Genomic DNA, 26,341 nt, shown 5'->3' on the forward strand with positions numbered 1-26,341 from the left:
TTTATCATAGTTACTTATAAAAATGAAATGAAAAGAAAACGGTTTCGCTTGCAAAAAAATTACAAAAACCGAAATCGCTGGTTTCAACGCCAATTGACGAGGGAAAGCCCAATTATCCGTAATGAAAGGGCTTGCAAGATTTATGAAAAGATGGTACTGTATAAGCGTAGTCAGGAAACGCAACGTTGACTCACCTTTAGTTAACAATTTCATATCAAGTGAAAGGAAAGTGTTACTTATGGCTAATGGAAGCAAACAAATTGTAGACTTTGCCAAAATCAAAGCTACGATGGCCGATCCTTACAAGCACCCGATTCAAGTTATTGACCGGGAAGGAAAGGTTGTTGATCCAGACACCTTGGCGAAATATTCAGATGACCAACTGGTTGACTTCATGAAGAAGATGGTTTGGGAACGAACATTACACGAACAAACCATGAACTTTTCGCGTCAAGGCCGTTTAGGTTTCTACGCGCCAACTGCCGGTGAGGAAGCAAGTGAAATGGGTAGTGTCACTGCCTTTAAGGAACAAGATTTCTTAGCACCTGCTTACCGTGATTTACCGCAAATGATTCAACACGGCACAACTGTTGCCAAAGGATTCTTATGGTCCAAGGGCCACGTTGAAGGCAACATTCATGAAAACAAGAACATGTTGTTCCCACAAATCATCATTGGGGCGCAATACGTTGAAACCGCGGGCGTTGCTTTAGGTATCAAGAAGAATGAAGACAAGGACCGCGTTGCCTTTGTTTACACTGGTGACGGTGGGACGTCACAAGGTGACTGGTATGAAGGGGTTAACTTCGCCAGTGCCTTCCAAGCACCAGCAGTCTTCTTCGTTCAAAACAACGGTTGGGCGATTTCCGTTCCCCGTTACAAGCAAACGGCGGCGGAAACCTTAGCCCAAAAGGCCGTTGCTATGGGTGTTCCTTCCGTCCAAGTTGACGGGATGGATATCGTGGCGGTTCACGAAGTCTCGAAGGCTGCCCGGGAATTTGCCGCTGCCGGCAACGGACCAGTCGTGATTGAAACCTTGACTTACCGTTACGGCGCGCACTCCTCAGCGGGTGATGACCCATCACGTTACCGGACCAAAGAAGAAGAAAAGCCATGGTTTGACGCCGATCCATTAATTCGGATGCGCAAAGTCTTGACCGACAAGAAACTTTGGTCTCAAGACCAAGAAGACAAGTTAGTCGAACAATATAAGGACGACTTCAAGGAAGCGATGAAGGATGCCGAAGCAGCACCAGCACAAAAGGTTTCTGACTTCCTGAAGTGGACTTACAATGTTCCTACTCCAAGTGTGAAGAAGCAAATTGCAGAATTTGAAGCAAAGGAGTCGAAGTAATCATGGCTAAAATGACGTACATTAAAGCGATCACTTCTGGACTGGATCAAGTGTTGAATGACGATCCTAAAACCTTGATCTTCGGTGAAGATGTTGGTAAAAACGGTGGTGTGTTCCGGACGACTGTCGACTTACAAGACAAGTACGGTGAAGACCGGGTCTTCGATACACCACTGGCTGAATCAGGAATCATTGGCTTAGCGATTGGGTTATCCTTAACCGGCTGGCGGCCAATCCCAGAAATCCAATTCATGGGGTTCACGTTCGAAGCCATGGATGGGATTGTTGGCCAATTAGCTCGGGACCACTACCGGTTTGGTGGGACGAAGAACTTCCCAGTTACTATCCGGACGCCATTCGGTGGCGGGACGCACACGGCTGAAATGCACGCGGATAACCTGGAAAATTACTTTGTTAGCACGCCAGGTCTGCGGGTCGTAACCCCAGCTAACCCATACGATGCGAAGGGCATGGTCATTTCCGCGGTCGAAAGCGACGATCCGGTGCTCTTCTTGGAAAATCTGAAACTTTACCGTTCGATGAAGGACGAAGTTCCAGATGACAAGTACACGGTTCCGCTAGATTCCGCAAAGGTTGTTCGTGAAGGAAAAGACTTGACGATTGTGGCTTACAGTGCCGAAGTCAACGAATCCTTAAAGGCAGCCGATGCTTTGGCTAAGGACAATATCGATGCTGAAGTCATTGACTTACGCTCCTTATCCCCAATCGACACCGACACCATCTTTGCTTCCATCGACAAGACCCACAAGGTCGTTGTGGTGCAAGAAGCCCAAAAGATGGCCGGGGTCGGGGCAACCGTTGCGTCCGACATTGCCGAAGAAAAGATTATGTCGTTGGATGCGCCAATCGGCCGGGTTGCGGCTCCCGATAGCGTTTACCCATTTGCTCAGGCTGAAAACGATTGGATTCCAAATGCGGATGACATCGAAGCCAAAGCCCGCGACATTGTGAACTACTAAAATTAATCTGTTTCACTAAAAACATTAAAAAAACGATGTGGGAGACATCCTGCATTATGATGAAAGAAAGGAAGTTTTCCCATGGCTTATACGTTCAAACTCCCAGAGCTTGGTGAAGGAATGGCCGAAGGCGAAATTTCTTCATGGCTAGTTAAAGAAGGCGACCAAGTTAAGGAAGACGATACGTTAGTCGAAATCCAAAACGACAAGTCGGTTTCGGAACTGCCATCGCCTGTTGACGGGACCATTTCACAAATTGTTGCCCAAGAAGGTGACACCGTTGAAATCGGCGACCCGCTGATTGTGATTGATGATGGCTCAGACACTCCACCTGATTTAGGTAAGGGTGGCGACGCAAAGGAAGACGCTGCACCGGATGAAGACGCCGCGCCAGCCGAAGAGTCAGCTGCGCCAGCACCTGCAGCCGCACCGGCCGCAGCAACTGGTGTCCCGGCGGCTTCAGATCCGAACAAGTTAGTGATGGCGATGCCATCCGTTCGGCAGTATGCCCGTGATAAAGATATCGATATTACCCAGGTTACCCCAACTGGGAACCACGGCCAGGTCTTAAAGGCTGATATCGACAACTTCAATGGTGCAGCTGCACCTGCAGCTGCCGCAGGCGGAGCCGAAGCCGAAGCCGCACCAGCTGGCAAGAGCGCTACTGGTGGGCCAATCAAACCATGGCAACCTGATCGTCCAGATTTGGAGACCCGTGAACCAATGTCCGCAATGCGGAAGATCATTGCCAAGAGCATGCGGTCATCCAAGGACATTGCGCCACACGTCACCTCATTTGATGAAGTTGAAGTGTCTAAGCTGATGGCTAACCGGAAGAAGTACAAGCAGGCTGCCGCTGATAAGGACATCCACTTGACCTTCTTGCCGTACATCGTGAAGGCTTTAGTTGCTGTCATGAAGGACTTCCCAGAACTTAACGCCTCGATTGACGACACGACGCAAGAAATCGTCTACAAGCACTACTACAACATCGGGATTGCAACGAACACGGACCACGGACTGTACGTTCCAAATATTAAGAGCGCAGATTCCAAGGGCATGTTCGAGATTGCTAAGGAAATCTCCGAAAATAGTCAAGCGGCCTACGACAACAAGTTGTCACCGGCATCCATGGCTGGTGGGTCTATTACCATCAGTAACGTTGGGTCCATTGGTGGCGGCTGGTTCACGCCAGTCATTAACCAACCTGAAGTCGCTATCTTAGGGGTTGGCCGGATTGAAAAGGAACCCGTTGTCAATGACGATGGTGACATCGTAGTTGGCCGGATGATGAAGCTCTCCTTGAGTTACGATCACCGGTTGATTGATGGTGCGTTAGCACAAAATATTTTGAACGAAATGAACGCATTGCTGCATGATCCAGAAATGCTGTTAATGGAAGGATGATCGAAATATGGCAGATGTTGAAAAAAAGGATACCGTCATTATTGGTGCCGGCCCCGGCGGTTACGTTGCTGCAATTCGGGCATCAGAATTAGGCCAAAAGGTCACGCTGGTCGAAAAATCTGACACCGTTGGTGGGGTATGCTTAAACGTTGGCTGTGTTCCTTCCAAGGCTTTGATTCAAGCGGGCCACCGGTTAGAAGCAGCAAATAATGGTGACCCTTACGGCATTACGACGAAACCAGCCACGATTGATTTTAAGAAGACCCAAGATTGGAAGCAGCATAAAGTCGTCGATCGGATGACCGGCGGGGTCAACATGCTGTTGAAGAAGCACCACGTTGACGTGGTTAACGGGGAAGCTGTCTTCTTGAGTGACACGCAGTTGCGGGTCATGCCAACCGGTGAGAAGCAATTCATGTCGACGGATACCGGACAAACGTTCGAATACAATAACTTGATTATTGCATCCGGCAGTCATCCGATTGAAATTCCGGGCTTCAAGTTTGAAGGCCGGGTCATCGACTCCACTGGCGGCTTAGGGTTACCAGAAATCCCTAAGGAATTCGTCGTTATCGGTGGTGGCTACGTGGGGACCGAATTAGCGGGGGCTTACGCCAGCTTAGGGTCTCACGTCACTATCATTGAAGGAACGAAGTCCATTCTGCCTAACTTTGAAAAAGACATGGTCGCCGTTGTCTTGAAGAACTTGAAGAAGAAGGGTGTCGACGTCATCACGAACGCGATGGCGAAGAGCTCCTCACAAGATGACAAGAGCGTCTCTGTGACCTATTCAGTCGATGGCAAGGAATCTACGATCAAAGCGGACTACTGCATGGTCACCGTTGGTCGGCGGGCAAACACCGACAACCTGGGCCTGGAGTACACGAAGGTCAAGTTGGATGACCATGGCTTGGTTCAAGTTGATAACCAAGGCCGGACCGATTCCGAACACATCTTCGCGGTCGGTGACATTGTCGCCGGTCCAGCGCTGGCCCACAAGGCGTTCTTCGAAGGCAAGACTGCTGCCGGTGCCATTGCCGGCAAGAAGGTCGCCAACGATTACGTCAGTGTTCCGGCGGTCTGCTTCGCGGATCCCGAATTAGCCACGGTCGGTATGACGGCCGCCGAAGCCAAGGACAAGGGGATTGCCGTGAAGACGGCGAAGTTCCCGTTTGCCGGTAACGCGCGGGCGGTTTCACTGGATCAACCAGAAGGCTTTGTTCGCTTCGTTTACACGGACGATGACAACCAAAACATCGTTGGGTCACAAGTCGTTGGCCCAGAAGCCAGCACCATGGCTGGTGAGTTATCGTTGATCGTTAATGGTGGGATGAATATCGAGGACGTCGCCTTGACGATTCACCCGCACCCAACGCTGAACGAACCGATTCAAGAAGCAGCCGATATTGCTTTGGGTTACCCAACACATCTGTAAATCGACTGTTGCAGTCATAACTTTTAAAAGGGATTCGGGGCTAAAGCCGAATCCCTTTTTGGTGTTGGTCATGCCGCGCTTGGCAGTTGTTTTTCCCCGCCAAAGTGGCGCAACGAGGAACAGATTTAACCTTGCTATCCAGGGGGCTTCCCCTATAATGATGGTATGACTTAATTTCAGAAATCCAAATGGAGGCTTGTCAATGAAACCGACATTACTCATTCAAGGGGAGTTAACGCAGACCAATCAGTTTTTACATCAACTACTGATGGCGGATCTACCAATTGATTGCGTGATTTTACCGGAACACACGGACGATACGCCCCAGTACCAGGCGTTGGTAGTCGCGAGCGCATTGTGCCCGCAGCTGTCGATCCGGGTGGGGACCAATACCGATTATGCGCAGGCAAGTTGGCTGATTTTACTCGATCAAACGGTGACGGAACAGCCACTGGTAACGCGAGTGGCCAATTTGCGGCGGGTAACGAACCGAATTTTGGAGAACGGATTTCAGGGGCAGTTAATCTTTGCAGGGGAACACGATGACTTATTTACTTACTTTGCGTGGAAGTATTCGGGGGCAGCGCCACACCAAATCTTGGGCTTGGGGACTTACCCACTGACCCGCTTGTTGACTTGTCGGTTGGCCGAACGGTTAGGCGTGGGACCACGGGCGATTCAAACTACCGTCATTGGTCGTTCAGCGACTCCCATTGCAGCGTGGAGTCGAACCTATGTTGGGCCAACGCCCATTTTGATGTATCTGGCTAACGCCGATGCTAAATTTGGGGCGGATGACCTGGGAAAAATGGGAAGCTGGTTACAGCGGGAAGCTGCGGCGCCACAGACGACACTACGGTTCATGGTGTTGATTCGCATCTTGCGGTCGGTCTTGATGGGTCATCCCGTGATCGTGCCCGTCGCGCACCCACAACCAGAAACGCCGACTTACGCCACGGCGACCCCGGTGCTGGTCTCGGCTGACGGGTGGAAGCCGCTGCCGAAGTTAGCGTTGTCGGAAGACGAGCAGCAAGACTACGCTGCTTGTGTGGCCGCAATCCAGGATGACATTGGTCAGATTGAAGGCCAACAAACGGAGGAAAATTAATGGCACAAGCAATGAATTACGAGTACCCCCTGCAACCGGACTGGTCAACGGCTGATATCATTAAGGTGACACAGCTGTACCAGGACGTGGAAGCTGCTTACGAACGGGGGAAAGGGGTGGCCGTGGCTGACTTACTAACGGCATACCGGGACTTCCAGACGGTCGTCCCCCAGAAGTTTGAGGAAAAGCAACTTGACCGCGATTTTCAGGCGGTTTCAGGCTATAGTATTTACCGGACGATACAGGCAGCACGCCAAGCCACGACGGCTACCATTAAAATGAAAGGATCACAAAAATGAGTGACTTAAATTGGCAAGACTTGAGTGCCCAAGTGGTGGCACTTTTGCAACAATCCCGACAACGGGTATTGACCCAAATGCAACGGGCGTTGACCATCGACGAAAAGACCAGTCGGAAAGATTTGGTTACCAACGTGGATAAGGGGAACGAGCAATTCTTGATTCAAGGGATTCGGCAATTGGACCCGCAAGCCCAGGTTTTGGGTGAAGAGGGGTTTGGTGACCACGTGACGTCGACGACCGGTCGGCTTTGGATTGTGGATCCCATCGATGGAACGATGAATTTTGTGAAGCAACGGGATAACTTTGCCATGATGATTGGCATCTATCAGGATGGCGTGGGGCAACTCGGGTTTATCTATGACGTCATGAAGGATGTCTTATACCGGGGTGGGCCGCAATTAGGCGGTGTCTGGGCCAACGAGATGCAACTGACTGCCCCGGCTGACTTAGCCTTGAGCGACGGACTGATCGGCATGAGTTCACCGTTAGTGATTCACGATGTGGCTCACATGCAGGCCATCGTCCACGCCAGTGCGGGGATGCGGATTTACGGCAGTGCCGGAATTGAAATGATTAATGTTATGGTGGGCAAGACTTTAGGGTACATTTCGCACCTGAAACCGTGGGACTTTGCCGCGGGGCAAATTCTGCTCAATACGCTGGGGGTTCAGATGTCGACTATTGACGGACAGCCGCTTGATATGCTATCATCTAATCTTGTACTAGTAGCGACAAAACAAGCGCAACGTGATATTCTCCAAATTGAAGAAGATGACGTCTCACTGTGACTTGGTCACAGTTTTTTTATGCGACAGCCGGTACGGTTGGACTTTACCGGTAAATGGCGCTACAATAGGGCGTACTTGCTCTGTAAGTTCGCCAAGAACCATCTAATTCAACAAGTACGAAAGGAAGAAATACACTTGAAAACCAGAGATGATATCCGTAACATTGCCATCATTGCCCACGTTGACCACGGGAAGACGACGTTGGTTAACGAAATGCTGAAACAATCCGACACGTTGGATTCCCACGCTTCGATTGAGGACCGGGCCTTAGACTCCAACGCCATTGAACGGGAACGGGGAATCACGATCCTGTCCAAGAACACGGCGGTACGCTACGGCGACAAGCAAATCAACATCTTGGATACCCCAGGACACGCCGACTTTGGTGGTGAAGTTGAACGGATCATGCGTATGGTTGATGGCGTTTTGTTGGTTGTCGATGCCTACGAAGGAACGATGCCGCAGACCCGGTTCGTTCTGAAGAAGGCTTTGGATCAACACTTGACCCCAATCGTGGTCATCAACAAGGTTGACCGTCCAGGTGCCCGGCCTTCTGAAGTTGTCGATGAAGTTCTGGATCTCTTTATTGAACTGGGTGCTGACGAAGACCAATTGGACTTCCCCGTTGTTTACGCTTCGGCCATGAACGGGACGTCCAGTTACGACCCAGACTTATCGACCCAAGAACACACCATGAAACCAATTTTTGACACTATTATTAAGAATATTCCAGCACCACTGGATAATGCTGATGAACCGTTACAATTCCAAGTTGCGATGTTGGACTACAACGATTTCGTTGGTCGGGTCGGCATTGGCCGGATTTTCCGGGGGAAGATTAAAGTTGGGGACCACGTTACGGTTATGAAGCTGGACGGGTCGCAACAAAACTTCCGGGTTACGAAGCTATTTGGTTACTTTGGCTTGAAGCGCTTGGAAATCAACGAAGCGAAAGCCGGGGACTTGATTGCTGTTTCCGGGATGGAAGACATCAACGTTGGGGAAACCGTTGTGGATCCAGATCACTTGGAACCACTCCCATTATTGCGGATTGACGAACCAACTTTGAAGATGACTTTCCGGACCAACGACTCACCATTTGCGGGCCGCGAAGGGAAATTCGTGACGTCACGTCAAATCGAAGAACGCTTAAAGCGGGAATTGCATACCGACGTGTCCTTACGAGTTGACGACACGGAAGACCCAGGTGCTTGGATCGTTTCCGGCCGTGGGGAATTGCATTTGTCCATCTTGATTGAAACCATGCGGCGTGAAGGTTACGAATTACAAGCTTCCCGTCCAGAAGTTATCTACAAGACGATTGACAACACCCGTTGCGAACCATTTGAATCCGTGCAAATCGATACGCCGGATGAATACACCGGTTCCATCATCGACTCTCTTTCCAAGCGGAAGGGTGAAATGAAGAACATGGAAGCCGTTGGTAACGGTCAAACGCGGTTGACCTTCTTGGCCCCAACGCGTGGGTTGATTGGTTACTCGACCGACTTCTTGTCCATGACCCGGGGTTACGGGATTATGAACCACACGTTCTCCAAGTACATGCCAGTCATCAAGAACTGGAACCCAGGTCGTCGTAACGGGACGCTGGTTTCCATCAATTCTGGTAAAGTGACGACTTACGCTATCATGGCCGTTCAAGACCGGGGAATCATCTTCACTGATCCAGGTACTGAAGTTTACGAAGGGATGATCATCGGCCAAAACAGCCGGGATAACGACATCTCCGTCAACATCACGCGTGGCCGGAACCAAACCAACGTCCGGGCCGCTGGTTCTGAAGATATTGCCAAGGTTAAGACGCCATTGAAGATGTCTTTGGAAGAGTCACTGGAATTCATCAACGAAGATGAATACTGTGAAATCACTCCAGAACATGTTCGTCTGCGGAAGCAAATCTTGAACACTAGCGAACGTGAAAAGGCCGCTAAGAAGATGCGCCACGGAAACAACAAATAAGTAAAACTTAACTAAAATTTTACGGGGAAGACTGCACGGGAAACCGCCGCGGTCTTCCTTTTCTTTAGGCCTGAAACTCAGTGAACGTCTATGCTATAATATAAGCATTCGATTGCCGATTTAACGGCAGGCTTGGGGCGAACGACAGTATGCGAAAATTAAAATATTTGGACTACTGGCTCCTAGTCCCCTATCTCGGACTGAGCGTGTTAGGCATCGTCATGGTCTACTCGGCCAGTGCGGATATTGGGACGCAAAACGGGGGGAGTCCAACCAGTTACTTATTGAAACAAACGCTTTACGTCATCCTGGGATTACTGGTAATCACCTTTATGATGGCGCTCAATTTGCAGAAGCTTCGTGATCGCAATGTGCTGCGGATACTGAGTATCGCCGCTTTTGTGTCATTAGGGGGCTTATTACTGGTGGGTCAAACCATCAACGGGGCTGCTGGGTGGTATCATTTAGGGCCCATCAGCCTACAACCTGCGGAATTTGTGAAATTTTACCTGATTGTTTGGCTGGCCAACGCGATTGCCAACCGTCAAACAGAGATTGAAACGGAGGGCTGGTATTTGTCGATGCGGCGGCCACTGCTGATTTGTATCGCCATCTTAGCGTTAATTTTTGTCCAACCGGATATTGGGGGGATGACCATCAACGCTTGTATCGTCATGGTACTAGCTTTGGCGAGTGGCATTAATTGGAAGTGGGCAACCGGACTCATGACCGGAGGAATCTTACTGGTCGTAGGGGTTATCTTTCCTTTACTGGTCAAACTGTCGGAAAGTGGGTTCGCCAAAGATTCGTATCAGTTACAACGTATCGTGGCCTTTACGAACCCATTTGCCCATTCTCAATCGGTCGGGCAACAACTGGTTAATTCCTACTATGCCTTAAGCAATGGGGGAATCTTTGGCGTTGGCTGGGGTAATAGTATCCAAAAGACCGGGTACTTACCCGAACCCAACACCGACTTTATTATGGCTATCTTAGCCGAAGAATTAGGGCTCATTGTGGCGTTAATCGTCATCGCAGTTCTTTTCTTGATGATTACCCGTACGGTGTTGATCGGGGTCCGCAGTAATTCAACGTATTATGGCTTGATCTGCTACGGTGCAGCAACGTATTTGACCGTCCAAACGCTCTTCAATCTAGGGGGTGTCTTGGGGTTATTGCCGATTACCGGGGTCACTTTCCCATTCATTAGTTACGGGGGGTCCAGTACCTGGACGTTGGCCTTAGTGATGGGCTTGGTGTTGAATATTAGTGCGCGGCAAAAGTATTACCGCGCGACCCATTAGTAGAGAGGGGAACGAGTAACATGGCATTTGAAATTCAGCCACGGCAAAGTTTAATCGTGTATACGTACAGCTTAAAACAGACGCGGCAGTTAAAACGTTACGGCACGGTGATGTACGTGTCTAAAAAGATGCGTTACGTCGTGTTATATGTCGATCAAGACCAGGTTACTGACCTGGTGGACCAACTACAACATTTACGGTTCGTGAAACGGGTCGTGCCGTCTGACCGACCGAAGATTAAAGAAACGTTCAACGGGGTTGAGAAACCAACTGTTGCGACGGAAACAGAGGATGATGACGAATGAGAATTGTTGCCGGTGATTTTGGGGGCCGCCGTTTGAAGGCCGTTCCGGGACGGGCCACGCGTCCCACCACTGATAAAGTCAAAGAGGCCATGTTCAACATTATCGGGCCTTATTTTTCGGGTGGTCAAAGCCTTGATCTCTTTGCAGGCTCCGGTGGGCTGAGTATCGAAGCAGTCTCTCGGGGAATTGACCGGGCCGTTTTGATTGACCGGCAGTACGCCGCGATTCAGACGATTCAAGCGAACGTGGCGGTGACTAAGGTGCCCGAGCGCTTTGAAATCTTGAAGCGCGATGCCAATCGGGCTGTCACGGCACTGGCCAAACGGGGTGAACACTTCGATCTGGTCTTCTTTGACCCTCCTTACGCGCAGCAAAAAATCGTCGCTCAAATGGCTCAACTTAAAGAGCTGGGGTTATTAACGGCGACGGCCCGGGTGGTCTGTGAGACCGACCAAAACGCTCAATTACCGGAGGAGATTCCGGGATTCACTTTTGTGGAACAACGAAATTATGGCATTACAGTTTTGACGATTTACGCTGTGGAAGGGAGTTAGCGATGACGGTTGCAGTATTTCCGGGGAGCTTTGATCCCCTAACTAACGGCCACTTGGATTTGATCATTCGGGCGAGCCACTTGTTTGACCAGTTGGTCGTCGTGGTGGGGCAAAACACCTCCAAAAAAGGGGTCTTTACGCCCAGTGAGCGGGTAGCCTTCATCCAACAAAGCATCCAAACGCTTCCCAACGTGACGGTACAGGTCGAAAGCGGACTGACCGTGGCGTTCATGCATCAGTTGCACGCCACGGTCCTGATTCGCGGGTTGCGGACTAGCACCGATTTTGAATACGAACGGGGCATTGCGGGGATGAACCGCCATTTGGACCCTAAGATTGAAACGGTCTGCTTGATGGCTGATGCAAAGTACCAGTTTGTGTCGTCCAGTCTCTTACGCGAAGTCGCCAAGTTCGGGGGTGACTTGACCACCCTGGTGCCGGCACCGGTCGCCAAGGCCCTGGCGCAGCGGTTGGGAAGTGACACAAAGTGAAACGATTACGACGTGTGACGCGCCAGCAGTGGACCCAGTTCGTGGGGATGCTGGTGGCGGTGGCGGCTATTTTGGCTTTCTTTATGCTTCCGTTGCCCCGCTACATCGAAGGTCCCGGTGAAGCCGATGATTTGAAGGCCTTTGTGACCATGCCACATCATCAGGACAAACAAAAGGGGAAGTTCATGATTACTTCGGTGACCGTGGCGCAAGCGCGTCCGGTAAGCTACCTGTACGCCAAGTTGAAGTCTTACTACTCGATTGAACCCGCTTCTAGTGTGACCGGAGGAGCAAGCAATGCCACTTATGACAAAGTCCAGGACTTTTATATGCAGAGTGCGATTAACGAGTCCATTTACACGGCTTACAAGGCGGCTAAGCGGCCGGTGACCCGCAAGTACCTCGGGATCTATGTTCTGAGTGTAGCGGCTAATTCGCCCTTTAAAGGGCATTTAGCGGTGGGAGATACGGTGACTAAGGTCAACGGCCACCACTTTAATAGCATGACGGGCTATCAACACTACATTCAACGCCAAAAGGTCCACCAGAAACTAACGGTCACTTATCGCCACCAGGGCAAGACGAAAAAAACGACTGCCAAACTCATGAAGCTTTCAACGGGTAAGGCGGGGATTGGGATTACCTTGACCGATAATGTCAAGGTGCAAGCCAAACCCAAGGTGACCGTCGATCCCGGTAATATTGGGGGACCATCAGGTGGCTTGATGTTCAGCCTACAGATCTACCAACAATTGACCGGTGAAAATCTCCGGCATGGCCGTAAAATCGCCGGGACGGGGACCGTTGATAGTCACGGCAATGTTGGTGAGATTGGTGGAATCGATAAAAAGGTCATTGCCGCCAAACGAGCGGGAGCCACGATATTCTTTGCCCCGTACGTAAAGCCCACTAAGACGGTTTTGAAGTATGAGGAAAACCACCAAACGAATTATCAACTTGCTAAGAAAACGGCAAAAAAGAATGCACCAAATATGAAGGTCGTCCCGGTCCGTTCCTTTAAGGACGCACTCCATTACTTACAGACTCACCCTAAGTCTTAGGCCAAAGGTGAGTTAGCCAACCTGGCTTTTCGGGATGTCCCGGAACGGCTAGGTTGGTTTTTTTAGCTGACGGCAAAAATTTAGGAACGCCTTTCGGAGTTAGAACTATAACCAGGAGGTGCAAAGGGATGCAAGTGATTTGGGAATGGCTAGCACAACTGCCGCGGCGTGTTCAGCTCATAGTGGGGAGCATGGGCGTCGTGGTGCTGATCGGACTAGGCTGGATGCTGTTGCGACCGGAAGCGACTTCGGTGGCTACGGGAACACCACCGCCGGCCACCACGAATTCGGCGTTAGTGACATCGCGGCAGACGCTGAGTTCCGGAGCTACGGGCATTTCGAAGGCCAGTACGGTGAGCCACGACACCCGGGTGTTTGTCGATGTCCAGGGAGCAGTCAAACGACCGGGATTGTACCAATTTTCCCAGGGAATGCGGGTAGCCGATGCACTCAAGACTGCCGGGGGATTAGTGGCGCGAGCGGACCGGAAACGAATTAACTTAGCCACGCGGTTGGTGGACCAGCAACAGTTGTATATCCCGTTGAAGGGTGAGAAAACGCCCGCCACTAATGCCAGCCCAACTGATGGTGGTGCAGCTACCGGAACCAGTGCTGGCGCCGCCAGTTCGAGTACGCCCGTCGTCAATTTAAACACTGCCACGGTTGCCGATTTACAACAGTTGACCGGTGTTGGTGCCAAAAAAGCCCAAAAAATTGTGGATTATCGTAATGAGCATGGTGACTTTAAATCGGTCAGTGATTTGACCCAGGTGGCGGGCTTTGGGGAGAAAACGGTGGCGCATTTGCAGGACCAATTGACGACTTAACGCGTGGTATACTAGACCAATAATATGTAGAAATGGGGCAACGAATGTGAAACAAGAACGAATTCCGTGGGATCAGTACTTTATGTTACAGGCATTGGTGATTGCCACCCGCAGTACCTGTCAACGCCTCTCTGTCGGGGCCGTTTTAGTCCGGGACCGGCGGATGATTGCCGGGGGCTACAACGGGTCAGTCTCGGGTGACGACCACTGTTTAGACCAGGGCTGTTACTTAGTGGACGGTCACTGTGTTCGGACGATTCACGCCGAGATGAACGCGGTCTTGCAGTGTGCTAAGTTCGGGGAAGCCACGGACGGCGCGGAGGTCTACGTGACCGATTTCCCGTGTCTACAGTGCACCAAGATGTTGTTACAGGCGGGCATCAAGAAGATCACTTACCTACGTAACTACCATAATGACCCGTATGCACAAAAGTTATTGAAATTGAAACACGTGGCCGTGCAACAAGTCACGGTAGATCCACAGGTCTTGAGTCAACTCCTAGCTAAGCAACCAGAACAATGACCGCGGCCCACTGGTTTCTCGCCAGTCTCCCCGTAGTCGCGTTGAGTGTGATGTTCGGGGGCCATTTATGGGGCGGCGCGGCGTTATTAATTCTGATTCTGAGTCGTATCTGGGCGTTAAGGTCGGTCGTTACTTGGTGGATGGTGGTAGTCTTATACCTAGTGTTTGGGACTTGGTTTAGCTGGCAAGCGACTCAGCTATCTCGGCGACGGTATCCGGTGGCGCAGCCACAAACCGTGACCACAACTCTGCGCGTGCAGCCAGATAGTCCGGTCGTTTATGGCAGTGGTTACACGGTGATTGGTCAGAAACCTAGTGGTGAACGGGTCTTGGTCCACGGTACGCTACGTTCGGCGGCCGAACTGCGGCGCTTGACTCATTTGACGCGGCCAACTTTATGGCGTATCAGTGGCCAACAAGCGGGGCTGCTAGCCGCCCCTAATTTTAACCAGTTCGATGCGGCCGCTTATTGGGGTCACCGCGGCATCGCCAACACGTTGAAAGCGGGGGCTATGACCATTCAACCGACGACCGGTCACGGCTTGACTTGGTGGCAGGATAGTTGGCATGGCCTGCGTAGTCGTTTGATTCAATACTGTGAGCGGCTACCAGGTGCCTTACGGATCTATGCGCTAGGCCTATTTCCTGGTAAACGAGCTAGTGATAGTCCCCAAGAACTAGCGGGGATGCAACAGCTGGGCTTGATTCATCTCTTTGCTATCTCGGGATTGCACGTGGCGTTAGTCTTAGCCGTTGCCGAGTGGGGTCTGATCCACGCGCGGCTACCCCGAGAATGGTGGGAATGGGTGTTATTGTTAGGCTTACCGGGATACGCCATCTTAGCCGGTGGCGGCAGTGGGGTCTTACGGGCCTGCTGGATGCGCGGTTTCCAGTTAGCTGGCCGGCGATGCCACCAGTCCGTTTCACCACTCACGGCCTGGACTTGGGCGTTACTAGTGGGGTTATGGGTCAATCCAGGTCTTCTCTTCGAACTAGGTGGCCAGTTGAGCTATGGGTTATCGTTAGCGCTGATTCTACTGGCAGCGGAACCCTTGCATTGGCGCGAAATTGGCCTGACGCTGTTGGGGTTACCCAGTCTTTTGACGGGGCTTTTTCAGTGGCATAGTTTGACGTTGCTGGCTAATTGGGTGGTCGTTCCACTGTTCCCCACCGTTTTATTACCGTTGACCGTCATTGGCACAATTAGTGCGCGGTGGTGGCCAGAGGTGGCGACGACCTGTGCGACGGGCTTGGCGACTCTTGATGCGAGCCTACGCCGATTAGCTAGTCTTCCGGGGAACGTGGCCTTTGGCAAGCCCTTTTGGTTGGTGGCTTGGGGGTGGTACCTCGGTACTTGGTGGGTGTTGAGTCGGCCACCCGCGACCCGCCGCCGCTGGCTGATGGGATTGCTGACCAGTTACTTGTTGGCGTTTGGTTGGATTCACTGGCCCCTCCACGGTGAAGTTGCCTACTTTGATGTCGGGCAGGGGGATAGCTTGTTGATCCGGGAGCCCTTTAACCGACGTGTTATGCTGATTGACGTAGGTGGTCGCCTGGCCTTTCCCCAGCCGGCTTGGGCGCCGAAAACGCCCGTGACGTATGGGGCTGAAAAAAACAGTGTTGCTTATCTCAAAAGTCGGGGAATTACCCGTATCAACGACTTGTATCTGACCCACCATGATGCCGATCATATTGGGGACTTACCCGCTATCCTAAAAAATTTTCAGGTCGATCAGGTCTGGGCCTCGGTGGGGATGGTGCAAGAAGCAGCCTGGCAACGGACTGTAGCGCACTATCCCGGATTGAAAGTGACCGCAGTTCAAGTGGGGACTCCCGGTCCACTGGTCGTCCATCATCCGTTTACGGTGATGCCGGCCGATAATCCAGGGTCGTTGGCGCTGCAAGGGACCTTCGGTGGGTTGAATTTCTTGTTTATGGGAGATTTGGACCAAGTGGGGGAACGGAAAATCATGGCGGCTCATCCTGAATTGCGAGCCGATGTGTTAAAATTAGGCCATCACGGGAGTAATACGGCAACTAGTCCCGAATTTGTGGCCCAACTCCGGCCACGGTTGGCCGTCATTTCGGCGGGGCGCCATAACCGTTACGGGCACCCTAGCCCCGAAACCATCGCGACGTTGCAACAAGCACAGGTGCCCTGGGTCAATACCCAACAACAGGGGATGATCCGGTACGTTTATCGTGGCCACCATGGCACGTGGCAAACGAAATTGAACTTAGAAGGGGATTTTCGATCGTGACGATTACGGATTTATTGAAACAACTGGCCGCGGGACAAGCGTCGGCACCGGTCTATCTGATTTTAGGCCAAATGGATTACTTTCAACGGCGGTTAAAATCGGCGTTCAAGCAACTGGTCCCTGCTGAAGAGCGGACCATGAACTACGCCAGTTATGACCTGGAGACCGTGCCGCTGGCGGTGGGACTCGATGATGCCATGGCTGCCCCGTTTTTCGGGGAACGGCGGGTCGTTTGTTTGGATGATCCCGTGTTCCTCACGGGGGAAACCAAGAAAAGCAAAGTTGATCACGACCTGGCCAGTTTACAGCGCTACTTGGACCGCCCTATGGACAGTACAGTGTTAGTGTTCTTCGCCCCGTACCCCAAGTTGGACGGGCGTAAAAAAATCGTGAAGCAGTTAAAAAAGGTGGCCACGACCATCGAGTTAGGCAATTTTGCGGAGCGGCAGGTACGCCAATACTTTCAAGCGCAATTGAAGCGAGACGGTTACACCATTGAACCGGCCGCGTTGAATGAGCTGATTCAACGGACCGATGCCGATTTAACCTTGATGATGGCGGAACAAACCAAACTGGAGTTGTTTACCCACCCGCAAACCGAGATTCAATTGGCGGCAATCCAGGGGTTGGTGCGGCAAACCTTGACGCAAAACGTGTTTGATCTGGTCAACCGCGTTTTGGCTAAGAACACGGTGGGGGCAGTTGCTCTTTACCGGGAGCTGCTGCAAGCAAAGGAAGAACCGTTACGGATCAATGCTATCTTGCAGGGCCAATTTCGCTTACTGATTCAGACTAAGGTCTTGGCCCAACAAGGGTATAGTCAGGGGCAATTAGCGAGCACCCTCAAGGTCCACCCATACCGGGTCAAGTTGGCGTTACAGACGCACCGTCGTTTCAAACTGGCCGATTTGAACCGGGCGTATTTGGGACTCTTTAAGGTCGAGCGCCAGATGAAGTCGACGGCTCTGGATCCAGAGCTGCTCTTCTCACTGTTCATGACCCAATTTGCTGGTAGTCGAGCAACCGTTTAAACCTAGATAAGCTAAAAAGGCCGAGACAGGATTGTCTCGACCTTTTTTAAACATCATCGAAAGATGTTTTAGATTTACTTAGCTAAACGAGCAGCCATCCGTGACTTGTCACGGGAAGCCTTGTTCCGCTTGATCAAGCCCTTGGAAGCAGCTTTGTCAACGGCAGCACTTGCTTGGCGGAATAAGTCTTCCACGTTGTCAGCACCGGCAGTCTTAGCTTGTTCGAACCGCTTAACAGCCGTCCGCATCGTGCTTAATTGTGCGGAGTTGCGTTGGTTAGCCTTAACGTTAGTCTTGGCACGTTCGATAGCAGATTTGATAATTGGCATGAAAATTTCACCTCCGAATGAGAAATCCGAGGACCGGAAATCTTAATTTCAACGTATGTCATTATACAGAACCCTGGGGGTGAATGCAATAGCTACGCCGGATTATTGTAAAGCAATTTTACTTGATAGGTAAGTGATGGTAAAGTCCTTGCGTTTTGGGGGAGATTCCAGTATGATTAGAGACTGTGTGAAGAGCACAAACCCTTAACTTAGTTTGTCGGCGGCCACCGACGACTTACTCAGTTTGGGGCACTTATTTGAAAGGGTGGTAATTTACCATGGCTATTAGTCAAACGCAAAAGAACGATATCATCAAGCAATACGCTCGTCACGAAGGTGACACGGGTTCAACGGAAGTTCAAGTTGCCGTTTTAACCGCTGACATCAACGAAATCAACAAGCATATGCAAGCGCACCGGAAGGACTTCCATTCCCAACGCGGCTTGATGAAGAAGATCGGTCACCGTCGTAACTTGTTAGCTTACTTACGGAAGACTGACGTTCAACGTTACCGTGAATTAATCAAGAGCTTAGGTCTGCGTCGTTAATCGACCCATACCGCAAAGGTCCGTTCTCCAATTGGGGGATGGACCTTTTGTTTTGCCGCGGGCTTGCCAACTTGGTTCTGTAATTGGTTAAAGTATGGTAGAATGAGATAAGTTTAGCTACGGACGAAATTCGGTATCCATACCGACTAACAATCTCATTAGTTAGAGATTGACCTAAATTACAGAAAAAGACACTTGAGGTGAACTTATGAGCACAAAGATTAAGATCGTCCCGTTTGGCGGAGTTCGCGAGAACGGGAAGAACATGTACGCCGTGGATGTTAACGGCGGAATTTATATTTTGGACTGCGGATTGAAGTACCCGGAAAATGAACTGCTCGGAATTGACGTGGTGATTCCAGATTGGAGTTACTTACGAGAAAATAAGGACCGCATCGTGGCGGTCTTCTTGACGCACGGTCACGCCGACGCAATTGGGGCACTGCCTTACTTTTTAAGTGAGTTCAACGTCCCCGTGTTCGGGTCCGAGATGACCATTGCGTTGGCCAAGATTGACGTGGCGGCCCAACCAAAGATTAAAGACTACGATGATTTTCACGTGGTCGACGAAAAGACAGAAATCGATTTTGGTGACGTGGTCGTGTCCTTCTTTGCCACGACTCACTCGATTCCGGAGTCCTTAGGGGTCGATTTGAAGACCGACGAAGGCCAAATCGTCTACACTGGGGATTTCAAGTTCGACCAAACGGCCAAGCCAGGTTACCAGACCGATTATGCCCGCTTAGGGGCCATTGGGCAAAATGGCGTCTTAGCGCTGTTGAGTGACTCGGCTAACGCGGAGAACCCGAAGATGAACACCTCCGAACAAGAGCTGGCCGAATCGATCGAAGAGACCTTCCATTATCGGGACGGCCGTATCGTGGTCGCCTGTGTGGCGTCAAACATTCTGCGGATTCAGCAGATTTTAGATGCGGCCAAGCAGACCGGCCGGAAAGTGTACTTGACGGGCCAAGACCTGGAAAAAATCGTCCATACGGCCATGAAATTAGGCAAGCTATCCTTTGATGATGACCTGCTAGTCACGACGGACCAGTTAGCCGATTTACGACCCGACGAAATCGTCATTCTCCAGACGGGGAAGACGGGCGAGCCCATCAAAGCTATTCAGCGGATGGCCAACAAGCAAGACAAGCAACTGACGATTCAGCCTGGTGATTTGGTCTACATCGTGACTACCCCTTCACATGCCATGGACACCACGGTGGCCCAGACGCGCGACATGGTTTACCGCGCCGGTGGTGAAGTCAAGGCGATCTCCGATGAATTGAACTCGTCGGGTCATGCTTATAAACGTGACCTACAACTGATGTTGAACTTGATGAAGCCCAAGTACTTAGTCCCTATCCAGGGTGAGTACCGGTTACTGAATGCCCATGCCCAAGCGGCACTGGAGTTGGGGATGGCGGCGGACCACATCTTTATCCTGGCGAAAGGCGATGTCATGACCTATCAAAAGGGTGAGTTCACCCTAGGAGATAGTATCGACGTGAGTGATACCATGATTGATGGGATTGGCGTCGGGGACATCGGGAACATCGTCTTGCGGGACCGGAAAGTGTTGGCCGACGATGGAATCTTCATCGCCGTGGTCACTATCGATCGTAAGAAGAAACAAATTGTCGCAGCACCGAAAATTACGTCACGCGGGTTTGTTTACGTGAAAGCTAACAAGGACCTGATGCAGGAAAGTTCCGATATCATCTGCAAGGCGGTTCAAAACAACTTGGACAACAAGGAGTTTGATTGGGGCCACTTGAAGCAAGATGTCCGGGAACACTTGAGTCACTACCTGTTCGAGCAGACTCATCGGCGGCCAGTCATCTTACCAGTCATCATGGAAGTCAACCAGCACCATCGCCGGACTGGCAAGAAGAAAGCGGCCAAAGGAGCGGCGGCTAAGGAAGCCCCTAAGGGCCATCAAACCAAGGGGAAGAAGGCCGACACTAAGGCCACGCAGAAGCCCGCTAAGGCTAAGACTAAAGCGCATCGGCATCGACGACACGCGGCAGCTACCAAACCAGACACTAAGGCTTAAGCCATTAAGCGAAGTTTAGACTAAACTGATTTTGTTCCTATATAATATAACGGTGCGGGCCGCTCACGGGAACGCACCCCGTTAAGTGGACCAGCCTTTCTGTATGGGAGGCGGGTCCCTTTTCGTGACAATTGAGAAAAGCGGGGGTGCTTTTATGGATTCGTTACAATTTCAACGGGCCTTACTGGCCTTTCATAACCAGCAATGGTCACAGGCCAGTGCCGCGTTTACGACGCTCTATCAGGCTCACCAGACGGCCGAACTGAATCGGTATTTGGCCCTGAGTCTCTATCGGGATGAACAATTCTTGGCGGCTGAGCAGATTGCGGCCGAAAACGACGCTGCTTATTTGGTGGACCAAAGCTGGTTCGATCATCGATTGATGATTGCTCTAAAAAATCAGCAATTCATTTTTGCCCGGCAATGGTGTGCTTTACCGCAAGCGCAGGCTTGGCGCGCGCAGGGCTTGGCCCAAGTGCAAGTGGCCGAACAAACCTCACGGCAGACGCTCGCCGCGACGCAACGGGTGATTGCCAAGCAGTTCTATCACCTGGGAGATACGACGTTGAATGAACAGCGCCACCGCATCGCGCGGGCCCACCAACTCCCTTTGGCAGAGTTTTTACGCGGGGTGCGCTATCTGTTGATCGATCCGTTCCTCCATCCCTTGTTACGGTCGACGTTGTTGGAGGACCTTTATCTGTTACAGATCGATGAGACCGTGAAATTACAATGGCTCGACGATCAGCAATACGACGTGCAAACGGCGCAACTCCGGGGAGTGACGGACAATTCGGCCGCACAAGCTGCCATTCGGTACTTAACCGCGGAATTTGCGCAGACTAACCCGAGTTTAGTGGCGAATGTTCGGCAAACGCTCAATTTGCAATTGATGTTAGTTTACCCGTTTGCGGAACGAGTTTTCACGGCACCGGAAGCCTGGGTCGATTATTTAGTGGGGCGGCCGGCCCAAACTCCCTTGTCAACGACAGCGGAAAATCAACTGTTAACCTGGCAAAAACGCCTAGGGGAGCACCTGCAGACCCTTTTTCTGGCAATAAATCACGAAAAGCCCGAAAATTAGTGATTTTTTAGTTTACAAATAATTGGTGAGCAGATATACTAGTCAAGGATTCTTTTTTAGAGGGTTCCAGCTTTCCCTTTCAAAGAAGAAGTAGTATAATTTTACGCAAAGAGTTATTAATTTTCGTCTGAAGGTTAAGGATTCTTGCGATAAAATACAGGAGGGTTTCATTAATGGCTGAAAAAGAACATTATGAAAGAACTAAACCCCATGTAAATATTGGTACTATTGGCCATATTGACCATGGGAAGACGACGTTAACTGCTGCAATCACTAAGGTATTAGCTGACCGCGGTTTAGCTAAGGCCGAAGATTACGCAGATATCGATGCTGCTCCAGAAGAACGTGAACGTGGTATCACGATCAACACCGCCCACGTTGAATACGAAACGGAAAAGCGTCACTACGCCCACATTGACGCCCCAGGACATGCTGACTACATCAAGAACATGATCACTGGTGCCGCTCAAATGGATGGTGCCATCTTGGTTGTTGCCGCAACCGATGGCCCAATGCCACAAACGCGTGAACACATTTTGCTGGCTCGCCAGGTTGGTGTTAACTACATCGTGGTCTTCTTAAACAAGACCGACTTAGTTGACGACGACGAATTGGTTGACTTAGTTGAAATGGAAGTTCGTGAGTTGTTGTCCGAATACGATTACCCTGGTGATGATATTCCAGTTGTTCGTGGTTCCGCTTTGAAGGCTCTTGAAGGCGACCCAGAACAAGAAAAGGTTATCTTACACTTAATGGACATCGTTGACGACTACATCCCAACGCCAGAACGTGACAACGACAAGCCATTCTTAATGCCTGTTGAAGACGTCTTCACGATCACTGGTCGTGGGACGGTTGCTTCCGGTCGTATCGACCGTGGGACTGTTAAGATTGGTGACGAAGTTGAAATCGTTGGGTTACATGACGATATCTTAAAGACGACCGTTACTGGTCTGGAAATGTTCCGGAAGACGTTGGATCTTGGTGAAGCCGGAGACAACGTTGGTGCCTTGTTACGGGGTATCAACCGTGAACAAGTCGTTCGTGGTCAAGTTCTGGCTAAGCCAGGTTCGATCCAAACGCACGAAAAGTTCAAGGGTGAAGTTTATATCTTGAGCAAAGAAGAAGGTGGCCGTCATACGCCATTCTTCTCCAACTACCGTCCTCAATTCTACTTCCACACCACTGATATCACTGGTGTGATCGAATTGCCTGATGGCGTTGAAATGGTTATGCCTGGTGATAACGTGACGTTCACTGTTGAACTGATTCAACCAGCTGCCATTGAAAAGGGTACGAAGTTCACTGTTCGTGAAGGTGGCCACACCGTTGGTGCCGGTACCGTTACGGAAATTGACGACTAATTAAGCTTGCTTGATTAGCTGTACCTTAAAAAGGGTGCGAAGCTTAGCTTCGCACCCTTTTTGCATCAACGGCTATCTGTTGGCCGAACATAACCGTTTTCATTGCGACCAGCAAAGGGCTTGTGGCGGTCACCAGAAAGTGGTAACATTTTAGGGCCGGCGATGCTGATTCTGGTGGGTCTTAAAGCGAGAGAATCCGCGCCATTCACGGCTTCTCAGCAAAAATCATTTTACAATTAGCACCGGTTAAGGTACACTAGTACAGTATGCAATTGCTAGAATTGTAAATAGTAATATCTTTCATTTCGGAGGGAATACAATGGCTGCAAAGTGGGAAAAAAAGGAAGCAAATCAAGGCGAATTAACCTTTGAAATTGCACCTGATAAGATCAAAGAAGGCTTAGACAAAGCTTTCCAACGCACCAAGAAGAACCTGACTGTGCCTGGTTTCCGTAAGGGCCGTGTGCCACGTCAAATCTTCAACCAAATGTATGGTGAGGAAGCATTGTACCAAGATGCTTTAAACATCGTTTTACCTGATGCTTACGAAGCTGCCATCAAGGAAACGGCTATCGAACCCGTTGACCAACCCCAAGTGGACGTTGAATCCATGGACAAGGGTAAGGCGTGGGTTTTAAAGGCCGTTGTGACGGTTAAACCAGAAGTTAAATTAGGTGACTACAAGGGCTTGAGTGTGACGAAGCAAAACACCCGGGTTTACCAAAAGGACATCGACGCTGAATTAGAAAAGCAACGTCAACAACAAGCTGAATTAGTCTTGAAAGAAGACCAAGCCGCCGCTGATGGTGACACGGTCGTGATCGACTTTGACGGTTACGTTGATGGCAAGCAATTCGACGGCGGTAAAGCGGACAACTACTCCCTGGAATTAGGTTCAAACTCCTTCATCCCAGGCTTCGAAGAACAATTAGTTGGCCACAAGGCCGGTGAGAACGTTGACGTTAAGGTCACGTTCCCAAAGGACTACCAAGCTAAGGACTTACAGGATAAGGAAGCAACCTTCAAGGTTACGATCCACGAAGTTAAGGAAAAGCAACTGCCTGACTTAGACGACGAATTCGCTAAGGACGTTGACGAAGACGTTGACAGCCTCGAAGAATTGAAGGCTAAGACCAAGGATCACCTGAAGGAACAAAAGACCAGCGCTGCGCATGACGCCATCGAAGATGAAGCCATCAGCGAAGCCGTTGACAACGCCGAAATTGGTGATATTCCAGAAGCCATGGTCAAGGACGACATCGACCGGCAAACGGAACAATACCTGGCTAACATGCAACAACAAGGTATTCAGCCAAAGATGTACTTCCAGCTGACCGGGACCACGGAAGACGACTTGCGGAAGCAATTCGCTGACGGTGCCGAAAAGCGGGTCAAGACGAACTTGGTCTTAGAAGCCGTTGTTGAAGCTGAAAAGATCGAACCAACTGACGACCAAATCAAGGCCGAAGTTAAGGATCTGGCTGGCCAATACGGCATGGAAGAAAGCGCCGTTCGCAGTGCGTTATCTGACGATATGCTGAAGCATGACATCGCCATCAAGAGCGCCGTGGATATGATTGCTGATTCCGCAAAGCAAGACAAGAAGAAGGATGCTGACAAGGACTAGTCATTAGTCTAATTAGCAAACTTGACCGGGACGACGCATTATAGTTGTCCCGGTTTTTGGTTTAGCGCGCGTAAAGATGAATTAATTCTCTAACGCGTCTATCTGTGGTATAGTACATCAATGACGGGATAGTCTGATAATAAGTCAGACTGACTAACCGCAAGATGGGCTCGTTAGCCCGGAAAGAAAGGGTGAGTTTATTGTTTGAAAACACCGAAACGAACGGCCCAGTGACCTGCTCTTTTTGTGGAAAAACCCAAGATCAAGTACAAAAAATCGTCGCTGGTCCGGGCGTCTACATTTGTAATGAATGTATCGACCTGTGCAAGGAAATCATCGACGAGGAATTTAGCCAAGACAATGCGCAAACCACGTTGGACGTGCCAACGCCAGCCGACATTGTCAAGAACCTCGATCAATACGTGATTGGTCAGGATGAAGCCAAGCGAACGTTATCGGTCGCCGTTTATAATCATTATAAGCGGGTCAACGAAATGGCCAAGAACGATGACGGTCCAGAGCTGCAAAAGAGTAACATTGCCGTGATTGGGCCAACTGGTTCCGGGAAGACGTATTTGGCGCAAAGTTTAGCCAAAATGTTGAACGTGCCATTTGCCATCGCCGACGCCACGACTTTGACGGAAGCCGGTTATGTCGGTGAAGATGTTGAAAATATCCTCTTGAAGCTCCTCCAAAACGCCGATTACGACGTGGATCGGGCCGAAAAAGGCATCATCTACATCGATGAAATCGATAAGATCGCGAAGAAGGCGGAAAACGTCTCGATTACGCGGGATGTCTCTGGTGAAGGGGTCCAACAAGCCTTACTGAAGATTTTGGAAGGGACGATTGCCAACGTGCCGCCACAGGGTGGCCGGAAGCATCCCCAACAAGAATTTATTCAGATTGATACCACCAACATCTTGTTCATCGTGGGTGGGGCGTTCGATGGTATCGACGATATCGTCAAGCGCCGCTTAGGCGACCAAACGATTGGTTTTGGGGCCGACACCAAGGAACAAAAGGTCCTGAATTCCGGCGATAGCTTGATGCAACACGTGATTCCGGAAGACCTGTTACAGTTTGGGTTGATTCCTGAATTCATTGGCCGGTTACCAATCTTAACGGCTCTCGAAAAACTCGATGAAAACGACCTGGTCCGGATTTTGACCGAACCGAAGAACGCATTAGTCAAGCAATACGAGAAGTTGCTCGCGATTGATGACGTCCAGTTGGAGTTCCAACCAGCGGCCTTAAAGGAAATGGCGAAGTTAGCCATTGCCCGTAACACTGGGGCCCGGGGGTTACGGTCAATCATTGAAGATGTGATGCGCGACACCATGTTCGACTTACCGAGTCGTCGAGACGTGGGTAAGGTCATCATTACACCGGAGACGGTGACGAAACATGCGGAACCCGAGTTGGTTTTGCGAGACCAAAAGGCCTCATAATTTAAGATGATGAGAAATTAAGACTAGGGTTGCGACCCTGGCCTTTTTTTAACCGACGAATTGTCAAATCAAGTGTAACTTTTTACCGAAGAAAACTTCAGATGGTGTCTTCCAGCCTAAGACCTTACGGGGGCGATTATTTAAATTCCTGACAAACTTCGCGATATCTTG

Annotated in this window: 24 protein-coding genes and 1 pseudogene; 23 read left to right on the forward strand and 2 right to left on the reverse strand. The window is 50.5% G+C overall.

The window, feature by feature from the left end; all coding sequences use genetic code 11:
* Nucleotides 1-238: 238 nt before the first annotated feature.
* The 17 genes from pdhA to holA all read left to right on the forward strand — a co-directional run bounded on the left by pdhA (nucleotide 239) and on the right by holA (nucleotide 17,711).
* Nucleotides 239-1,354 (forward strand): pyruvate dehydrogenase (acetyl-transferring) E1 component subunit alpha, encoded by a 1,116-nt coding sequence (gene pdhA, locus DXH47_RS04240; protein WP_129031875.1) that lies wholly within the window; start codon nucleotides 239-241, stop codon nucleotides 1,352-1,354.
* A gap of 2 nt (nucleotides 1,355-1,356) precedes the next feature.
* Nucleotides 1,357-2,334, forward strand: a complete 978-nt coding sequence (locus DXH47_RS04245) for an alpha-ketoacid dehydrogenase subunit beta (RefSeq protein WP_129031877.1) — start codon at nucleotides 1,357-1,359, stop codon at nucleotides 2,332-2,334.
* 81 nt (nucleotides 2,335-2,415) lie between these two features.
* A complete protein-coding gene (locus tag DXH47_RS04250; RefSeq protein WP_129031878.1) occupies nucleotides 2,416-3,741 on the forward strand; it encodes a 2-oxo acid dehydrogenase subunit E2 in 1,326 nt (441 codons plus the stop codon).
* Nucleotides 3,742-3,748: 7 nt separating this feature from the next.
* Complete coding sequence (gene lpdA / locus DXH47_RS04255) at nucleotides 3,749-5,176, forward strand: dihydrolipoyl dehydrogenase (RefSeq protein WP_129031880.1); 1,428 nt, start codon at nucleotides 3,749-3,751, stop codon at nucleotides 5,174-5,176.
* A gap of 202 nt (nucleotides 5,177-5,378) precedes the next feature.
* Nucleotides 5,379-6,284 (forward strand): Rossmann-fold NAD(P)-binding domain-containing protein, encoded by a 906-nt coding sequence (locus DXH47_RS04260; protein ID WP_129031882.1) that lies wholly within the window; start codon nucleotides 5,379-5,381, stop codon nucleotides 6,282-6,284.
* Nucleotides 6,284-6,583, forward strand: a complete 300-nt coding sequence (locus tag DXH47_RS04265) for a UPF0223 family protein (RefSeq protein WP_129031884.1) — start codon at nucleotides 6,284-6,286, stop codon at nucleotides 6,581-6,583. The genes DXH47_RS04260 and DXH47_RS04265 overlap by 1 nt, the downstream gene beginning before the upstream one ends.
* Nucleotides 6,580-7,374 (forward strand): inositol monophosphatase family protein, encoded by a 795-nt coding sequence (locus DXH47_RS04270; protein WP_129031886.1) that lies wholly within the window; start codon nucleotides 6,580-6,582, stop codon nucleotides 7,372-7,374. Before DXH47_RS04265 ends, DXH47_RS04270 begins: the two co-directional genes overlap by 4 nt.
* A 135-nt stretch (nucleotides 7,375-7,509) precedes the next feature.
* Nucleotides 7,510-9,354, forward strand: a complete 1,845-nt coding sequence (typA, locus tag DXH47_RS04275; RefSeq protein ID WP_129031888.1) for a translational GTPase TypA — start codon at nucleotides 7,510-7,512, stop codon at nucleotides 9,352-9,354.
* 149 nt (nucleotides 9,355-9,503) lie between these two features.
* Nucleotides 9,504-10,658 carry an FtsW/RodA/SpoVE family cell cycle protein gene (locus tag DXH47_RS04280; RefSeq protein WP_129031890.1) on the forward strand — a complete coding sequence of 385 codons (1,155 nt, stop codon included), beginning with the start codon at nucleotides 9,504-9,506 and terminating at the stop codon, nucleotides 10,656-10,658.
* A gap of 20 nt (nucleotides 10,659-10,678) precedes the next feature.
* Nucleotides 10,679-10,963, forward strand: a complete 285-nt coding sequence (locus DXH47_RS04285; RefSeq protein ID WP_129031892.1) for a YlbG family protein — start codon at nucleotides 10,679-10,681, stop codon at nucleotides 10,961-10,963.
* A complete protein-coding gene (gene rsmD / locus DXH47_RS04290; protein WP_129031894.1) occupies nucleotides 10,960-11,517 on the forward strand; it encodes a 16S rRNA (guanine(966)-N(2))-methyltransferase RsmD in 558 nt (185 codons plus the stop codon). The genes DXH47_RS04285 and rsmD overlap by 4 nt, the downstream gene beginning before the upstream one ends.
* A 2-nt stretch (nucleotides 11,518-11,519) precedes the next feature.
* The gene (gene coaD / locus DXH47_RS04295) at nucleotides 11,520-12,008 is read left to right on the forward strand and encodes a pantetheine-phosphate adenylyltransferase (RefSeq protein WP_129031895.1); all 489 of its coding nucleotides are present in this window, start codon (nucleotides 11,520-11,522) and stop codon (nucleotides 12,006-12,008) included.
* Between the two features lie 47 nt (nucleotides 12,009-12,055).
* The gene (locus tag DXH47_RS04300; RefSeq protein WP_129031927.1) at nucleotides 12,056-13,069 is read left to right on the forward strand and encodes a SepM family pheromone-processing serine protease; all 1,014 of its coding nucleotides are present in this window, start codon (nucleotides 12,056-12,058) and stop codon (nucleotides 13,067-13,069) included.
* A gap of 128 nt (nucleotides 13,070-13,197) precedes the next feature.
* Nucleotides 13,198-13,896 (forward strand): helix-hairpin-helix domain-containing protein, encoded by a 699-nt coding sequence (locus DXH47_RS04305; protein ID WP_129031897.1) that lies wholly within the window; start codon nucleotides 13,198-13,200, stop codon nucleotides 13,894-13,896.
* A 46-nt stretch (nucleotides 13,897-13,942) separates the two neighbouring features.
* Entirely contained in the window at nucleotides 13,943-14,419 is a 477-nt protein-coding gene (locus tag DXH47_RS04310; protein ID WP_129031899.1) for a ComE operon protein 2, read from the forward strand.
* Entirely contained in the window at nucleotides 14,416-16,680 is a 2,265-nt protein-coding gene (locus tag DXH47_RS04315; RefSeq protein ID WP_129031901.1) for a DNA internalization-related competence protein ComEC/Rec2, read from the forward strand. Before DXH47_RS04310 ends, DXH47_RS04315 begins: the two co-directional genes overlap by 4 nt.
* Complete coding sequence (gene holA, locus DXH47_RS04320; protein ID WP_129031903.1) at nucleotides 16,677-17,711, forward strand: DNA polymerase III subunit delta; 1,035 nt, start codon at nucleotides 16,677-16,679, stop codon at nucleotides 17,709-17,711. Before DXH47_RS04315 ends, holA begins: the two co-directional genes overlap by 4 nt.
* A gap of 74 nt (nucleotides 17,712-17,785) precedes the next feature.
* On the opposite strand, the gene rpsT is transcribed toward holA, so the two are convergent.
* Nucleotides 17,786-18,040 (reverse strand): 30S ribosomal protein S20, encoded by a 255-nt coding sequence (gene rpsT / locus DXH47_RS04325; RefSeq protein ID WP_129031905.1) that lies wholly within the window; start codon nucleotides 18,038-18,040, stop codon nucleotides 17,786-17,788.
* A gap of 278 nt (nucleotides 18,041-18,318) precedes the next feature.
* On the opposite strand from rpsT, the gene rpsO reads away from it, so the two are divergent.
* The 6 genes from rpsO to clpX all read left to right on the forward strand — a co-directional run bounded on the left by rpsO (nucleotide 18,319) and on the right by clpX (nucleotide 26,170).
* Nucleotides 18,319-18,588, forward strand: a complete 270-nt coding sequence (gene rpsO / locus DXH47_RS04330) for a 30S ribosomal protein S15 (RefSeq protein WP_129031907.1) — start codon at nucleotides 18,319-18,321, stop codon at nucleotides 18,586-18,588.
* A gap of 208 nt (nucleotides 18,589-18,796) precedes the next feature.
* The gene (locus DXH47_RS04335) at nucleotides 18,797-20,644 is read left to right on the forward strand and encodes a ribonuclease J (protein ID WP_129031909.1); all 1,848 of its coding nucleotides are present in this window, start codon (nucleotides 18,797-18,799) and stop codon (nucleotides 20,642-20,644) included.
* A 154-nt stretch (nucleotides 20,645-20,798) separates the two neighbouring features.
* The gene (locus DXH47_RS04340) at nucleotides 20,799-21,728 is read left to right on the forward strand and encodes a hypothetical protein (RefSeq protein WP_129031911.1); all 930 of its coding nucleotides are present in this window, start codon (nucleotides 20,799-20,801) and stop codon (nucleotides 21,726-21,728) included.
* A gap of 173 nt (nucleotides 21,729-21,901) precedes the next feature.
* Complete coding sequence (gene tuf / locus DXH47_RS04345) at nucleotides 21,902-23,092, forward strand: elongation factor Tu (RefSeq protein ID WP_129031913.1); 1,191 nt, start codon at nucleotides 21,902-21,904, stop codon at nucleotides 23,090-23,092.
* A 319-nt stretch (nucleotides 23,093-23,411) separates the two neighbouring features.
* Complete coding sequence (tig, locus tag DXH47_RS04350; protein WP_129031915.1) at nucleotides 23,412-24,719, forward strand: trigger factor; 1,308 nt, start codon at nucleotides 23,412-23,414, stop codon at nucleotides 24,717-24,719.
* 200 nt (nucleotides 24,720-24,919) lie between these two features.
* Nucleotides 24,920-26,170, forward strand: a complete 1,251-nt coding sequence (gene clpX, locus DXH47_RS04355) for an ATP-dependent Clp protease ATP-binding subunit ClpX (RefSeq protein WP_129031917.1) — start codon at nucleotides 24,920-24,922, stop codon at nucleotides 26,168-26,170.
* 63 nt (nucleotides 26,171-26,233) lie between these two features.
* On the opposite strand, the pseudogene DXH47_RS04360 reads toward clpX, so the two are convergent.
* Nucleotides 26,234-26,341, reverse strand: a pseudogene (locus tag DXH47_RS04360) (IS30 family transposase); the annotation flags it as partial.

Origin of the sequence: Levilactobacillus suantsaii (assembly GCF_004115745.1) — a bacterium.
GTDB classification, from domain to species: Bacteria; Bacillota; Bacilli; order Lactobacillales; family Lactobacillaceae; genus Levilactobacillus; species Levilactobacillus suantsaii.